Source organism: Streptomyces canus (genome assembly GCF_001514145.1).
Lineage (GTDB): Bacteria > Actinomycetota > Actinomycetes > Streptomycetales > Streptomycetaceae > Streptomyces > Streptomyces canus.
This window is the reverse complement of record NZ_KQ948670.1, coordinates 148,533-163,000: the sequence shown is the minus strand read 5'-3', so window position 1 is coordinate 163,000 and position 14,468 is coordinate 148,533. Positions and strand designations below refer to the sequence as shown.

General features: G+C 70.2%; 13 protein-coding genes and 1 pseudogene. 3 read left to right on the top strand and 11 right to left on the bottom strand.

What is annotated here, in order from left to right:
• Window positions 1–67 precede the first annotated feature (67 nt).
• From AQJ46_RS37620 to AQJ46_RS37600, 5 genes are all read right to left on the bottom strand, one after another.
• Entirely contained in the window at window positions 68–1,726 is a 1,659-nt protein-coding gene (locus tag AQJ46_RS37620) for a catalase (protein ID WP_059209830.1), read from the bottom strand.
• A gap of 117 nt (window positions 1,727–1,843) precedes the next feature.
• Complete coding sequence (locus AQJ46_RS37615; protein WP_057614068.1) at window positions 1,844–2,074, bottom strand: DUF5133 domain-containing protein; 231 nt, start codon at window positions 2,072–2,074, stop codon at window positions 1,844–1,846.
• A gap of 230 nt (window positions 2,075–2,304) precedes the next feature.
• Entirely contained in the window at window positions 2,305–3,075 is a 771-nt protein-coding gene (locus tag AQJ46_RS37610; RefSeq protein WP_059209829.1) for a DUF4097 family beta strand repeat-containing protein, read from the bottom strand.
• A gap of 67 nt (window positions 3,076–3,142) precedes the next feature.
• On the bottom strand, window positions 3,143–4,264 hold the full coding sequence (locus tag AQJ46_RS37605) for a DUF475 domain-containing protein (RefSeq protein WP_059209828.1): 1,122 nt from the start codon (window positions 4,262–4,264) through the stop codon (window positions 3,143–3,145).
• Window positions 4,265–4,340: 76 nt separating this feature from the next.
• A complete protein-coding gene (locus tag AQJ46_RS37600; protein WP_079072581.1) occupies window positions 4,341–6,134 on the bottom strand; it encodes a SpoIIE family protein phosphatase in 1,794 nt (597 codons plus the stop codon).
• Between the two features lie 415 nt (window positions 6,135–6,549).
• On the opposite strand from AQJ46_RS37600, the gene AQJ46_RS37595 reads away from it, so the two are divergent.
• Entirely contained in the window at window positions 6,550–7,161 is a 612-nt protein-coding gene (locus AQJ46_RS37595) for a hypothetical protein (RefSeq protein WP_079072600.1), read from the top strand.
• A 57-nt stretch (window positions 7,162–7,218) separates the two neighbouring features.
• Here the strand turns inward: AQJ46_RS37595 and AQJ46_RS37590 are convergent, their stop codons facing one another.
• From AQJ46_RS37590 to AQJ46_RS37580, 3 genes are all read right to left on the bottom strand, one after another.
• The gene (locus AQJ46_RS37590) at window positions 7,219–7,644 is read right to left on the bottom strand and encodes a hypothetical protein (protein WP_059209827.1); all 426 of its coding nucleotides are present in this window, start codon (window positions 7,642–7,644) and stop codon (window positions 7,219–7,221) included.
• Between the two features lie 90 nt (window positions 7,645–7,734).
• On the bottom strand, window positions 7,735–8,508 hold the full coding sequence (locus AQJ46_RS37585; protein ID WP_225887495.1) for a chitosanase: 774 nt from the start codon (window positions 8,506–8,508) through the stop codon (window positions 7,735–7,737).
• Window positions 8,509–8,734: 226 nt separating this feature from the next.
• The gene (locus tag AQJ46_RS37580) at window positions 8,735–9,937 is read right to left on the bottom strand and encodes an erythromycin esterase family protein (protein ID WP_059209825.1); all 1,203 of its coding nucleotides are present in this window, start codon (window positions 9,935–9,937) and stop codon (window positions 8,735–8,737) included.
• Between the two features lie 58 nt (window positions 9,938–9,995).
• Between AQJ46_RS37580 and AQJ46_RS37575 the strand changes: the two genes are divergently transcribed.
• Window positions 9,996–10,733 (top strand): TioE family transcriptional regulator, encoded by a 738-nt coding sequence (locus AQJ46_RS37575; protein WP_059209824.1) that lies wholly within the window; start codon window positions 9,996–9,998, stop codon window positions 10,731–10,733.
• 48 nt (window positions 10,734–10,781) lie between these two features.
• A pseudogene (locus AQJ46_RS57620) lies at window positions 10,782–10,973 on the top strand (MerR family transcriptional regulator); the annotation flags it as partial.
• Here the strand turns inward: AQJ46_RS57620 and AQJ46_RS37570 are convergent.
• From AQJ46_RS37570 to AQJ46_RS37560, 3 genes are read right to left on the bottom strand one after another with little or no spacing between them, the layout of a single operon-like run.
• Window positions 10,906–11,352, bottom strand: coding sequence for a response regulator (locus tag AQJ46_RS37570; RefSeq protein ID WP_057614041.1), 447 nt, complete (start codon window positions 11,350–11,352; stop codon window positions 10,906–10,908). The pseudogene AQJ46_RS57620 and the gene AQJ46_RS37570 sit on opposite strands and share 68 nt — an antisense overlap.
• Window positions 11,349–12,974 (bottom strand): sensor histidine kinase, encoded by a 1,626-nt coding sequence (locus AQJ46_RS37565; protein WP_107117404.1) that lies wholly within the window; start codon window positions 12,972–12,974, stop codon window positions 11,349–11,351. Before AQJ46_RS37565 ends, AQJ46_RS37570 begins: the two co-directional genes overlap by 4 nt.
• 27 nt (window positions 12,975–13,001) lie before the next feature.
• On the bottom strand, window positions 13,002–14,222 hold the full coding sequence (locus AQJ46_RS37560) for a PP2C family protein-serine/threonine phosphatase (protein ID WP_059209823.1): 1,221 nt from the start codon (window positions 14,220–14,222) through the stop codon (window positions 13,002–13,004).
• Between the last annotated feature and the right edge of the window lie 246 nt (window positions 14,223–14,468).

The following is a 14,468-nucleotide window of genomic DNA, read 5'->3' as shown; positions in this document are numbered from 1 at the left end:
CGGATCGTTGGCCCAACGATCTCATGTTGGTGCTCTCGCTGCCGGTGCCGCCCCGGTCCCCTGCGGTTCAGCGGGTCACGACGTGTCGCTCGTCGGGGACGCAGTGGGTCATGGTCATTCCCTCGACGTCGCGCGGAGGGTTCTTGCCGAGGTTCGACAACCGCTTGCGGTCCTCGTCGGTGAGGTCCTGGCCGGTCAGCGGCTCAAGCCCGGCGACGTCCTCCGGACTGACGCCGAGCCCCTCGCCGACCCGCAGGCCCAGGTCGTTCTCGACCAGCAGGAAGTGCCACACCATGCGCTCCTGCACGGGCCGGTCGCACTGGGCGATCAGGTCGGTGAAATTCTTCACCAGGTCGTCGCGCTCCCACTCCTCCAGGAGCAGGTACCGCTGGCCCGCCTGCAGGTAGTCGTTGGTGCGGGGGATGCGCTTGCGCGTGAGCCGGCCGTGGATCTCCGGGCCCTGTTCGTCGTGCGTCGGGTACTGCGCCTCGCGCAGGCCTCCGGTGATGAACGGCTCGTAGTTGACGTGCGGGTTCTCACCCGCGCCGTCCACGTAGTACGTCATCTGGCCGTCGCGCTGGTTGGTGCGCACGTCGGCGTTCTTGGCCTGGTTGACGGGGAGCTGGAGGTAGTTCGGGCCGACCCGGTGGCGCTGGGTGTCGCTGCAGGAGAAGGTCCGGCCGACCGGCATCTTGTCGTCGGAGAAGTCCAGTCCGTCGACGAGGACGCCGGTGCCGAAGGAGATCTGCTCGTTCTCGGCGAAGAAGTTGTCCGGCATCCGGTCCAGCACCATCCGGCCCACCGGCTTCGGCGGGAACTCCTGCTCGGGCCAGGTCTTGGTGTCGTCGAGCGGGTCGAAGTCCAGCTCGGGGTGGTCGTGGTCGTCCATCATCTGGACCAGGAGCTCCCACTCGGGGTACTCCCCGCGGGCGACCGCCTCGTACAGGTCCTTGGTGGCGTGGCCGAGCGAGTCGGCCTGCACGTTGGCGGCGTCCTCCTCGGTCGTCGAGCGGACGCCCGGCTTGGGCCTCCAGTGGTACTTGACCAGCTTGGTCTCGCCGTCGGCGTTGACCCACTTGTAGGTGTTGACGCCGAAGCCCTGCATGTGGCGGTAGTCCGCGGGGATGCCACGCGGGCTGAACAGGTTGACCAGCATGTGCATCGACTCCGGCGTCTGCGACATGAAGTCGAAGATGCGGCGAGGCTGCTGCTCGAAGGTGAACGGGTCGGGTTTGAGGGCGTGGATGACGTCCGGGAACTTGATCGCGTCCCGGATGAAGAAGACGCCCAGGTTGTTGCCCACCAGGTCCCAGTTGCCGTCCTCGGTGTAGAAGTTCACGGCGAAGCCGCGCGGGTCACGGGCGGCCTCGGAGGAGTCGCGCCTGCCGATGACGGTGGAGAAGCGGACGGCCAGGTCGGTGCGCTTGCCGCGCTCCTGGAACAGCTTGGCCCGGGTGTACCGGCTGATCGGCTCCTCGCCCCAGGCGCCGTAGGACTCGAAGTGGCCGTAGGCGGTCACACCGCGAGCGTGTACGACGCGCTCGGGGATGCGTTCCCGGTCGAAATGGCTGATCTTCTCCAGGAACTGGTAGTTCTCCAGCGTGGCGGGCCCGCGGGCGCCCACGGTGCGCTGGTTCTGGTTGTCGTGGACCGGATGGCCCTGGCGGTTGGTGAGCACCTTGCGGTCGTCCGCCGGAGCGGGACGGTCAGCGGACACGTCCGTCATGGTCAGGGACTCCTTGGTGTCGGGTTCTCGGCGAGTGGCGGCCCCTGGCGCAGCGGGCGGCGTCCGGCCGGTGTTCGGCGGATCACCCGAGTACCCGGTCGGCTCGCGCCACTCACGTCACGCGTCCGCCATCAGTGCGTCGTCGTCGGGGCGGGCGCCGGACAGCTGACGGCGGGCAGCTGCCAGAGCGGAGTCGATGTCACGGGTGCCCGTGGCGATGCACAAGGTGTACGACACGTCCTCAAGGCGCTGACGCGCCCCGGCGCTGCCCTCCTCCGCGTGCAGAACACGCAGCGCCTCGTAGCGCTCGAGCAGGTCGGTCAGAAGGGCGGGGTGGGCCATGAGCATGATGCGCTCCTCCATCTGCGCAGGGGAGTGAGGGCGGTCGCATCCGCCGCGTCACTCGGACTGTCGCGGGAGAGGCCTCGGCGGACACACCAAGGAGAGCCGCATTCGGCCGCTTCCGCGGTGGGCCTGTAATCCCAAGCACCTGCCGCCCGTCTGCCCTGACCTCACCGACGCAAACCCGCCTCCCGTTCAGCGCTTTTCCCAGCACGAGTCCACCTGCGGATCCGCCATCAGCTCTTCCCGGCGGGGGCAGCCCTGCGGGCGTCGACGTCGCCGTTGACCGTGGTCAGCGTCATGGTGTGGTTCCGGTCGGCGCGCTGTGCCGGGACGGCCACCGTGGCGCGGCCGTTGTCGGTGGCGGCGGTGACCCGGTAGGGCGGGCTGTCATGGGGCACGGTGACGTCGACCGAGCCGTTGACGGTCGCGGCGCTGACGCCCGACGGGACCGCGGCACATCCCACCACCACGTCGCCGTTCGTGGTTGCCGCGTGCACCCGCTGCGCTGCCACGCTCGTCGCGCGCACCGAGCCGTTGCGGGTGGACAGCCGTACGTCGGCGTCGTCGCGTCCGGAACGGGTCACCGTCACATCGCCGTTGACGGTCGTGATGTCCAGCGCAGCGGCGACGCCCGCCACGTCGACGCCGGCGTTGCGGGCGGTGGCCGTGACGCTCACACCGTCGGGGATCTCGACGTAGGGCATCCGGGGGCAGCCCTCGTCACCCGTGGTCCGGTCGGCGCACGACAGGTCGAGCGTCCACACCTTCCCGCGATGGGACCAGCGTTCGTCGACTCGGTCGTCGACGGTGACGCCGGGGCCGTCCGCCGGGCGCAGCCGCAGGCCGTTGTCGGTGGCGATCACGACGCGGTCGCCGGAGCCCGCTGTGCGGAAGGTTCCCGCCGCCTGGTGCCCGCCGTCATCGTCGCTGCACGCCCCGGCGAGAGGCAGCAGTGCCAGTACCATCATCAGGCGCGTGAGGCGCCGTGCCGGCATCGCCTTCATACAGGCTCGGATGCCCCGGTTCGCGATAGCCATGGCAGAGGCGGACGGCGCGCCGAGCCGTCGGGGCCTACGGCACCGGGACCGAGTCCGTCTCCGTCGGCCCCTCGGCCGCCGCGAGCGCCTTGTTGCGGCGCACGGAGGACCAGAAGGACCAGCCGATCAGGACGACACCGACGAGACCGGTGATGATCTCGTTGATCTGGTACTGGATGGTGACCATGAGGATCACCGCGAGGGCGCCGATCGCGTAGTGGGCGCCGTGCTCCAGGTAGACGTAGTCGTCGAGGGTGCCCTGGCGGACCAGGTACACGGTGAGGGACCGGACGTACATCGCGCCGATGCCGAGGCCCAGCGCCATCAGGACGATGTCGTTGGTGATGGCGAACGCGCCGATCACGCCGTCGAAGGAGAACGAGGCGTCGAGAACCTCGAGATAGAGGAACATGAAGAACGCCGCCTGGCCTGCCAGCTTGACCGGCGATCCGGTCCCGCCGGAGCGTTCGGCTTCTTCCTCGCGTTCCTCGTCCTCTTCGAGTTTGTTCTCGAAGTAGCCGGAGAGGCCGCCGACGACCATGTAGGTGATCAGACCCGCGATACCGGAGATCAGGACGGTCTGCGCCTTGTCGGCGTGCGCGCCGCCGTGCTGGTGGGCGTGGGTCGCGAAGGTGAACGCGGTGACCAGCAGGACGACCAGGGCGATGCAGACCGACAGCATGTCGACCTTGCCGAGCTTGGCCAGCGGCCGCTCCAGCCAGGCCAGCCACTTGATGTCCCGGTCCTCGAAGATGAAGTCCAGGAAGATCATCAGCAGGAACATGCCACCGAACGCGGCGATCGCCGGATGCGCGTCGGTCACCAGCTGCTGGTAACGGTCCTTGTCGGTCACGGCCAGCTGGACCGCGTCGTACGGATTGAGCTTCGCGGTGATGGCGACGATCACGACCGGGAAGACCAGCCGCATGCCGAAGACGGCGATCAGAACGCCGATCGTGAGGAAGATGCGCTGCCAGAAGTCGTTCATCTTCTTCAGGATTCCGGCGTTGACCACCGCGTTGTCGAACGACAGCGAGATCTCCAGCACGGCCAGGATCGCCACGATGCCGAACGCGGCCCAGCCGTCGTACAGCACTCCTGCGGCCAGGCCGAGCGCGGTGATCGCGAACGCCCAGCGAAAGGTCTTCAAAATCACTGGCACCAAGTCCTGTCATCGGGCGGTCGCCTGGGTGGCGGGCGCAAACGGCCCGTGGGGTCACGGGCGTTGTCTATCACGGCTGTCCGTCGCCGAGGTGGCGCGGGGTGCCGGCGCGGGCGCCCTGACGGGTGTCGGACCAGCTGTCCGGATCATGTCCGGAGGGGGCTCGTACGGCGAGGAGGGCGACGTCGTCGTCGTTGGTGACGTGTCGGACCCGGCGCAGCACCTGGTCGGTGAAGGAGGCCAGCGGGCGGTGGGCGAGGGCGGCGGCGTGTCTGCGAAGGCGCTGCAGGCCCTCGTCGAGGGTTTGGCCGGGCGCCTCGATCAGGCCGTCGGTGTACAGCAGCAGCGTGGAGCCGGGCGGCAGCAGGGCGGTCGCGTCGGTACGCGGTGTACGGACGCCGGTGCCCAGGAGGATGCCGTGGCCGTCGGTCAGGTAGCGGGCCAGGCCGTCGTGGCTGATCAGGAGGGGTGGCGGGTGGCCGGCGTTGGTCCAGGACAGCTCCCAGTGGCCGTCGTCCCGCTCCTCGACCCGGGCGAAGATCGTGGTGGCCATGGTGACGTCGGTGATGTGCATGACCGCCTCGTCGAGGCGGGCGACGATCCGGCTCGGCGGTTCCTGGTGCGCCCAGGCGTAGGCGCGGAGCATGTTGCGCAGTTGTGCCATGCCGGCCGCGGCCTCCAGGTCGTGGCCGACGACGTCTCCGACCGCCAGTGCGGTGGCGCCGTCGGAGAGTGAGAAGGCGTCGTACCAGTCGCCGCCGACCTGTGAGGCGTCGGGCGCGGGCAGGTAGCGGGCCGTCATCTGCAGTCCGGGCACCCGGGGCATCTGGGGCAGCAGGTGGTTCTGCATGGTCTCGGCGACCTTGCGCTGACGCTGGTACAGACGCGCGTTGTCCAGGGCCAGGCCGGCGCGGCGGGCGATGTCCTCTATCAGGGGGAGATCGGCGGTGGTGAAGTCCACCGGATCCTTGGCGCGGCCCAGGGTCAGTGCGCCCAGGACCGCGCGGGTGCTGCGGATGGGGGCGATGGCGGCGGAGCGGATACCGGTGGCCTCGAACAGGCGGTGCTGTTCCACGGCGATACCGGAATCCGGTTCCTGCTGGTACGTCTGCGGGCCGGCCAGAGTCGACGCGACCCCGCGCAGGGCCCTGGACAGGGGCATCGGTGAATCCTCCGGGATGGGCGGCATCGGTCCCTGGAGGTCCTCGTGGGGCACCAGGGTGCCGTTCTCCGCGTGGACGACGGCGGTGCGCCACACCTCGTCGCGCTCGGTGATCAGATCGACGACGGCCCAGTCCGCCAGCCGGGGCACCACCAGGGCCAACAGCCGACGCAGCGTTTCCTCGGCGTCGAGAGTGGACGTCAGCCGGGTGGTGGTCTCGGCCAGCAGGGCGAGCCGCTCGAGTTCCGGCAGCGCGTTGGCCGCCGTCTCCGGTCGTCTGACGGTCTCCGGCGGGCGCTGGGCGTGGACGAGCACGAGCGTGCCGGCTCCCCGGCCGTCCACGTCGTACGGCGTGATCATCCACGACACGGGCAGCAGTGAGCCGTCCCCGCACTCGAAGTGGTCCCCGTCGGCCTGGGCGGTGCGCCCGGCGTGGAAGGCCTGCCGCATGTCGCACCGGCTCCTCGGCAACGGGTGGCCGTGGGCGTCCCGGTGCAGCAGGTCGTGCGCGTCGCGGCCGAGGAACTCCTCGGCGGGCCGGACCAGCAGCTGTTCGGCGTGGGCGTTGACGGCGATGACGCGGCCCTCCTCGTCCACGACGTACGCCGCGGTTCCGATGGCCTCCAGGGCACCGGTGAGCCCCGCGGCGGGTATCGCCGTGGGTCGTCTCCCTGCGGTCGCCGCGTCCTCCGCGCCTGTCATGACTTCCTCTCCTCGCTGGTCGCCCGCCGCCGCCTGCCTGTCGGTGGCATTTTCGTCCGGCGGTACTGCCTTTCCCGTGTGCCCCGAGACCCATGTATCCAGCCTCGCGTGTGAGCGAGACCTCGCAACCGGGTCGGCAGGGCCGGGCGTGCGGAAGCGACCTGTGCCCCCGCCGAGATCCGCCACGCCGGCGGCGGCAGCTGCCGGGGAACACCACACCTTCGCGCCCCCTGGCGCTTCCGTGCGCCGGGTGCGCGTGGCCGAAATCCCTCTGTTTTCAAGGCACTTGGCTGCGCGCTGGGTATCCGTGAAGTCACGGGTGGAGACGGGCGGCATGGGGAGGGCCGGGACTGTGGCACGCCTATCGTGGACGTCCGGCCTCATCCCGTCACGCCGATCGCAGAGGCGCCATGTGGTGCGCGCGCTGCGGGCTCAGGGGCTCTACGGGCCCAGGTTCCGGGACGTGCTGCCCGCCTTCGCCGCTGTCGTGGCAGCCGTGTGTGCGGTGGCCGCCGTGCTCGCCGCGGGATACCGCGCTGCCGGGATCATCGTCCCTGTCGCCGGTGTGGTGTTCCTGGCCCTGGTCGTCACGGTCGCGATACGGCACGCCCGCCCTGGCGCTCGCCGCCGTATCGGTTACTACACCGCGGACGAGCTGCTCGAACTCGACACCCAGGGACTCGCGTTGGCGGTGGCGCGGATGCTGCGCCGGGACGGGTGGCGGGTGCGGCTGATGCCCGCGCCGGACCGGCCGCGTCTGTGCGCCCGGGACGCGGCCGGCCGTCGGATGGACGTGGCCTTCCGTCCGGTGGCGGAGCCCCTCCCCGACGAGGACACGCCGCATCCTCACCCGCACCACGGGAACCAGGAATCACCCCTGCGCCTGGTCGTCCATCGCGGTGTCTTCACCGCCCGGGACATCCGGTGGGCTCGGAGGGAGGGGACGATCTGCCTGCTCGACGGGGCCGCTCTACGGCAGTGGGCGGCGGGCGCACGTCTCAACGACCTGCTGTCGCAGGGGTGGTGACCAGCGATCGGTACGCCCCTGCCGCGAAGGAACGTCTCCGCGTCTGCCTCTCCCCCGTCAGATCCGCCCGCCGGTCAAGCGGGTGATCGGACCGTGCACGTTGCGCCCCGCGCGTCGGCCGGCCGCGTACGACGTCGCGGTCAGTGCGGTCACGCCGACACCCACGCCCGCGGCGATGAGCTTTCGCTGGGCTATCACCGTCCAGGCCGTCTTGGCGACGGCCGCGGCCTGCCCCGAGGCGGCGATGACGGTCTGGCGGCCCGCCTCGACGCTCTTGGCCGCGGTCTGCGCGGCCCCACTCGCCGTCCTGGCCGTCCGCTCCGTCGCCTCCTTGCCCGCTGACGCGGCGTCATCGGTCTTCGCGGCCGCCTTGTTCGCCGCCTTGGTCGCCGGGGCGGTGGCCTTCGCCGTGGTACGGCGGGCCTTCGCCGCGGCCTGGGTGGTCCCGGAATCTTGGTTCGTCTGCTCGTTCGATTCACTCATGGACAACGCGTTACCGCTCGCTCCGGCGGCAAACACGCTCTGTCGAAACGGCCCGGTGCCGTGGCACCGGGCCGTCACACGTCACCTGTCTCAGCCGATGTGGAAGCTGTCCCCGTAGACCTTCCAGTCCAGTGGCGGGTTCAGGTCGAGGTTGCCCTTGCGCAGGAAGACGCGCTGGGCGGTGTCGACCCTGCTGGTGTCGCTGTGCGCCTCCTCCTGCTTCATCGCCCACACGCGTGCGTCGAGGAACGCGTTCAGGTACGTCGTTTCGTCGCCGCCCTGCGCCGGGGGCTTGGCCTGGCGCAGGGCCCGGCGGCGGATGCTGCTGAAGCTGGTCGCGTCGCCGCCGTCGCCGTGCATCACGATGGCGTCGTAGTAGGCGAACTGACCGAGCACACGCAGTCCGTCCGTCTTGCCCTGCCTGACGGCGGGGTTGAAGTAGACGCGGTCGCGTTCGTCGTTCTGCGCCTGCTGGAACGCCGTGTCCCGGGCGGCCTTGCGCCAGTCGTCGGGGAAGTTCGGGTCCAGGCCGTCGTGCGAGTCGGTGCCGTCGACGCGGCGCAGCGCCGGCAGATACCTGGCGAGGACGTTGCCGGGCTTGCGGTCGGCGTACAGCTCGACGAGGTCGAGCATGTCTCCGGTGCCGGAGCAGAAGCCGATGATACCGGCGGTGTAGCCGCGGCCGTCACCTATGTCCTCTATGTACTTGTACTGCGCCTTCCAGTCGAGCGAGGAGTTCTCCGCGCTCGACACCAGCTTCATGGCGATCTCCTTCTTCGCGGGGTCGTCGAGGCCCACTGCGGCCGCGGGCGCTGCCGCGGCGCGCGAAGGGCTGAACATGGCGCCGCAGGTTGCCGCTCCCATCAGAGCGAGGAGGGTGCGGCGGGAGGCGTGGGCGGCCGGGGGCACTGTGTCAGGTTCCACGGGAGCTCCAAGTGGAGGTGGGGGGTGGAGAGTTGGTCCGTACCTGATTGTTAGGAACGTTTCCTACCAGTGCGGGGAGCCATCAGTAACCCACTACGCGGAACTTCGTAGGTTCGAACGAACGGTGGCCAGTAAGACGTGGGTCCGAGAAGCCGGACGAAGGGGACTAGCTCCGCAGGACGTCCTTCACGAACACGAGGCCGTCGCCGGCGGCCAAGTGCGCCGGGTCGATCGGGGCATAGCCGAACCAGGGGGACTCACGGGGGGCGGGTGGTGTGTCGCCGAGAGCAGTGGCCAGCCGCCGGGCGTCGATGAGGCAAGGGTCCAGCGGGAGGGCGTACAGGAGTCCTTCGACGGTGTCCGGCGGCGGTGTGTCCACTCCCTGGTGCCGGATCGTGCCGAGAGCCGTGGCCACGAAGGCGTACTCCTCACCGAGTCGGGCGCTCACGAGCGCACCGGCGCTCCACCACTCCACCCGCCCCTCCCACATCTGCATCGAGCTCTTCTCCCGCTGGAGATGGGAGTTGTGGGCGTGGACGAGTGCCGGGCCGCGGGCGGCGACGGCGAGGAGGTTGTCCGCCATCATCGAATCCCGCAGCGCGCACAGTCTCGTCATGCGGGTCGGTGAGGTGTCGGCCATCGAGTGGTGGTAGCGCAGCAGGCCGGTAGCGGTGCGGCCGTACAGACACGCCCGCTCCCAGTCGTCCCGCGATGTCGACGTGATCAGGTCGGGTGTCTGGACGTCGAGCAGCGTCATCAACTCGTCGGCGAGCAGACGCAGTCGGGCCGCTTCGGCCGATTGCCCGACGGACCGGGACGGGTCCCTCATCACGGCGGGATCGGTCCACCGGTCGTCGGCGCCGAGCAGGTGGTCGAGCGTCTCCGCGGTGCAGGGGAGGAGATTCGCGTCCACCCGGGCCGCCAAGTAGCCGTGGAGTGCGGTGAGTGCCTGCCGGGGGCTCGCGGCGCCGGTGATCTCCAGCGGGCCGTCGAAGCCGGCGAAGCGGAGCTGCTCGGACGCGGGGCGGCCGTCGTTGTGAGCGCGCATCCAGCGCACGAGGTCCCGGTTGGCCGCGCAGGCGCCCCAGCCGTGGCTGAATCCGTGCTCCATCACCTCGTCGAGGGTGCCGGTGCCCGAGGTGACGTAGTCGTCCACCGCCAGGCCCCTCATGCAGTCGCTCTCGATCGCGATCGTCCGGTAGCCCTCCTGCTCGACGAGTTGTCGGAAGAGCTCGTTGCGCAGTTCGAGCAGGGTGTCCTCGCCGTGGGTGGGCTCCCCCAGGGCGAGCAGCCGGGGCCGGGCCGGGAGCAGTCCCATGACGGCGGCAGCGTCGACGGCCTGGGCGGTGTCCTTGATGTCAGTCGCCATGCCTTCAACGCTATCGTTGAACCTTCGGTTGAAACTTTTTCGCTATATCCTCGCTGACGTGGGACGAAAGCTTCAAACCGAGCGGCAGCTCAGGCCGGTCGACCTGGCGCGCGGGCACGGTCTGTCGACCCAGGCGATCAGGAACTACGAGGAGGCCGGCATCCTCCCGGCGGCCGGTCGCACGCCGCACGGCTACCGCACCTACACCTCTGTGCACGCGGTCGCCCTGCACGCCTTCCTCGCCCTGGTGCCCGGCCACGGCCACCGGACGGCGACGTCGATCATGCGGGCGGTGAACGAGGGCGCTACCGAGGAGGCGTTCCGCCTCATCGACGAGAGCCATGTCCAGCTCCTCGACGACCGGCGGACCCTCGAGGCCGTGGAGCGGGCCCTGCGCGATCTGGAGGCCGGCACGGCGTCCGAGCCCGCAGCGGTGGCCGGGCCCGGCGGCACCTTCATCGGACCGCTGGCGGCCAAGCTCGGGATCCGGCCCGCGACGCTGCGCAAATGGGAGCGCGCGGGGCTGGTGCGCCCGCGCCGCGACGCGCTGACCGGTTATCGCGTCTACGACGAGGCCGACGTACGGGACGCCCGGCTGACCCATCAGCTCAGGCGGGGCGGCTATCGGCTGGACCAGATCGCACCGCTGATCGCCCAGGTCCGGGAGGCCGGAGGGCTGGAGCCACTGGGCGCCGCATTGCACGACTGGCACAGCCGGCTGGCCGCCCGCGGACGGGCGATGCTCACCGGGGCCGCGGAGCTGGAGGCGTACCTCCGCGAACGCGGATGCGGATGAGACCTCGGCCGTGGTCTCAGAAGTGCCGCGGCAGTCGGACGACCCGCACGAAGAAGCGGCTGTCGGCCGGAGCAGTTCGCACCGCTGATCGCCCAGGTCCGGGAGGCCGGAGGGCTGGAGCCACTGGGCGCCGCGCTGCGCGACTGGCACGGCCGGCTGGCCGTCCGCGACCTCAGAAGTGGCGTGGCAGTCGGACGACCTGCACGAAGAAGTCGTCGATCTGGCGGACCGCGGCGATGAACTGGTCCAGGTCCACCGGCTTGGTGACATAGGCGTTCGCGTGGAGCTTGTAGCTGCGCAGGATGTCCTCCTCGGCCGCGGAGGTGGTGAGCACGACGACGGGGATGTGGGCCAGGTCCGGGTCGGACTTGATCTTCTCCAGGACCTGACGGCCGTCGTACTTGGGGAGGTTGAGGTCGAGGAGGATCAGGTCGGGCCGCGGCGCGTCCGTGTGGTCGCCGCGTCGGTAGAGGAAGTCCAGTGCCTCCTCGCCGTCCCGGACCACATGGAGCGTATTGCCGATCTTGTTGTCCTCGAAGGCCTCACGAGTCATCAGCTCGTCGCCGGGGTCGTCCTCGACGAGGAGCACGTCGATGGGGCTGGCGGCGGGGGTGGTCATGCCAGGGCCTTTTCCTCGGTGCCGATACCGGATGTCTCCGGGCTTTCGGCGATGGACGGGAGAGTGAAGCAGAAGCGGGTGCCGTCCGTGTGGACGGTGTCGATCCAGATCCTGCCTCCATGTTGTTCCACGATCTTCTTGCACAGTGCCAGACCGATTCCGGTGCCACCGTAGGCGTCCCGCCCGTGCAGCCGCTGGAAGATGATGAAGACCTTCTCCGTGAACGGCTCCGGAATGCCGATGCCGTTGTCCGTGACGGTCAACAGCAGGCTGCCGGGGTCGTCGGGATCGGTTCCGCAGGTGATGGACACGTGCGGAGTGCGGTCGGGGTCGCGGAACTTGAGTGCGTTGCCCACCAGGTTCTGCCAGAGCATGGCCAGCAGGGTGGGGTCCCCGACGACCTCGGGCAGGTGTTCCGGGCGGTCGACGCGGGCGCCGGACTCCTCGACGGCCGTCCCGAGGTTGGCCAGCGCCTTGTCCAGTGCCTGGTCGAGACCGACGGGCACCCGGGCGTCGTTGACGCGTCCGACCCGGGAGAAGGTGAGCAGGTCGTTGATGAGGACCTGCATGCGCCGGGCCCCGTCGACCGCGAAGTCCACATACTGCCGGCCGCGGTCGTCGAGCGTGTCGCCGTAACGCTTCTCCAGCAGTTGGCAGAAGGAGGCGACCTTGCGCAGCGGCTCCTGCAGATCGTGGGAGGCGACGTAGGCGAACTGCTCCAGTTCGGCGTTGGAGCGGCGCAGTTCCTCGGCCTGGGCGTCCAGGTCGGCGGCCTGCCTGCTCAGCTCCTGTTCTTGTTCACGGGAGGCCTCGAGTTCGGCCACGACATGCCAGCGCATGCCCTCGACGGCGTTGGCCACCTCGGTCAGATCGGCCGGGCCGCCGCCGGTGATGACGTACGCGAAGTCGCCGCCCGCCACCCGCCTCGACGCCGTGCCCAGCGCCTCCAGGGGACGGGTCACCAGGACCCGGACCAGGACGGCACAGGCGACGCCGGCCAGCAGGAAGGCCGCGACCATGCCGGCCAGGACCGAGTCGCGCACGTTCCGTTCATGGGCGAGGTGGGAGCGGCCGTCCTCCACCGCCTTCGCCAGATCGGTGTTCTGCTTGCTCCACAACGTGCGCAGCCGGTCGAACTCCTTCTTGCCCTGATCGGCCTTCTGCTGGTCCAACGGCTTCGGCCGGCCAGGGGTGACCGAGACCGCGAGGGGTTCGGCGTAGCTGCGGCGCCAGTCGGCCGCCTGGCGTTCGATCGCCCTGAGGTCCGCCAGCAGTTCGGGCCGATCGCCGATCAACTCGCGCAACCGGGCGGCCGAGCCCGCCTCGGCCTGTTTGCCCCGGGTGTACGGGGCGAGGAACTGCCGGTCGGCGGCGATCGCGTAGCCGCGGATGCCCGTCTCCTGGTTGACCTGCGCCGCCTGCAGCCGGTACGCCTCGGTCTGGGCGGGCTGGATGCGGCGCAGCAGCTGGTCGCCGACCGCTGCCGTCCGGCCGAGCAGATGGGCGCCGACCACGCTGCCGACCACCACCAGCAGCGTCATGACAGCCAGAACCAGGTAGAACCAGCCCTGCACCGTCAGCCGGCGTCCGATCCAGGCCGTGCCCGTTCCTCGCCTCACCATGTGCTCCGACACCACGCTCCCGCTCACTCAGTTCCAGTTCAGGTGGACGACGGCCACATCGTCGGCCAGACCGCCCCGCGCCTCGGCGAGGCTCTCGGCCTTCTCGATCAGCCGGTCCACGAAGGCCTCCGCGTCCAGGGCGGCGCCCTCACGGGCGAGGGCCAGCAGCCCCTCCTCGCCGAGGCGTTCCGTGCCACGGCTCACGTGCCCCTCGAACAGGCCGTCGGTGAAGAGCACCACCGACGTTCCCGCCGGAACCGGCAGGTGTGCGGTCGGCCATCGCGCGCCGCCGGGGACCATGCCCAGGGCCGGTCCGCCGGGCACCTCCACCCACTCCACATCCGTTCCGGTGCGCTGCAGCAGACCGTGGTGACCGGCTCGTACGACATGGGCCTGCTGCTCTCCCGGGACGGCGGCCAGCGTCACGAGGGTCGCGAAGACCTCGTCACGCGCCCGTTCGGCCATCAGCAGCTCCTCGAGCCGGGCCATCTGCTGCGCGCCGGTGATGCCGCTGAGGACGAGGGTGCGCCAGGCGATGCGCAGGGCGACTCCCAGGGCCGCTTCGTCCGGGCCGTGCCCGGAGACGTCCCCGATGAGGGCGTGGAGGGTGCCGTCGGCGCTCTGGACGATGTCGTAGAAGTCGCCGCCCAGCAGGGTCTGCGCGCGTCCGGGCCGGTAGCGGGCCACGACCTGGACGCCCTCGGCGCGCAGCAGGGGGCGGGGCAGCAGTCCCCGTTCCAGCCGGGCGTTCTCCTGTGCCTGGAGCGCGCCGGCCTGCAGGGCCACCGCCGCCTGCTCGGTCTGCTTGCGCTGGATGGCGTAGCGCACCGCCCGCCCGAACAGTTCGGGCTCCACGCGGCCCTTGACCAGGTAGTCCTGCGCGCCGGCCGCGACCGCGGCGAGGCCGGTCTGCTCCTCGGCGAGCCCGGTGAGGACCACGATGGCGACCTGCTCGGCCAGCCCCTGGACCAGGGAGACCGCCTCGAGTCCATGGGCGTCCGGCAGGTGCAGGTCGAGCAGGACACAGTCGGGCGTCTCGGCGGCGAGCACCTCGGTGGCCTCGGTCATCGACCGCACCCAGCGCAGCCGCATCTTCACGGCGCCGTCGGCGACGAGTTCCTCCACCAGCAGCGCGTCACCGGGATCGTCCTCCACGAGGAGAACCGACGGCTCCCAGTGCTCCCACGCCGTCTCGGCACCGGCTGCCCTCGCCGACACCACCTCGGCAGCCCCAGTCCCCGGGATCACTGCGGTCCCGACCTCCCATACGTGTCGTTTGCCTCCAGACGTTGTCCAGCACAACGATGGGAGCCTGGTCAGAGCGACGATCCGATCTTCACGCGTCACGGAGAAGGCAACGGGGCCATCGCTGCGCCGCGCGGGGTCCTCCGCCGTGTGGCAGTGCCCTGCCCGTGTCAGCCCTCATCGCCGTCGTCATCGTCCGCCCATCCCGAAATTGCAATCGTTCTGGCCGCGGTTACCCCCGATCGGCGT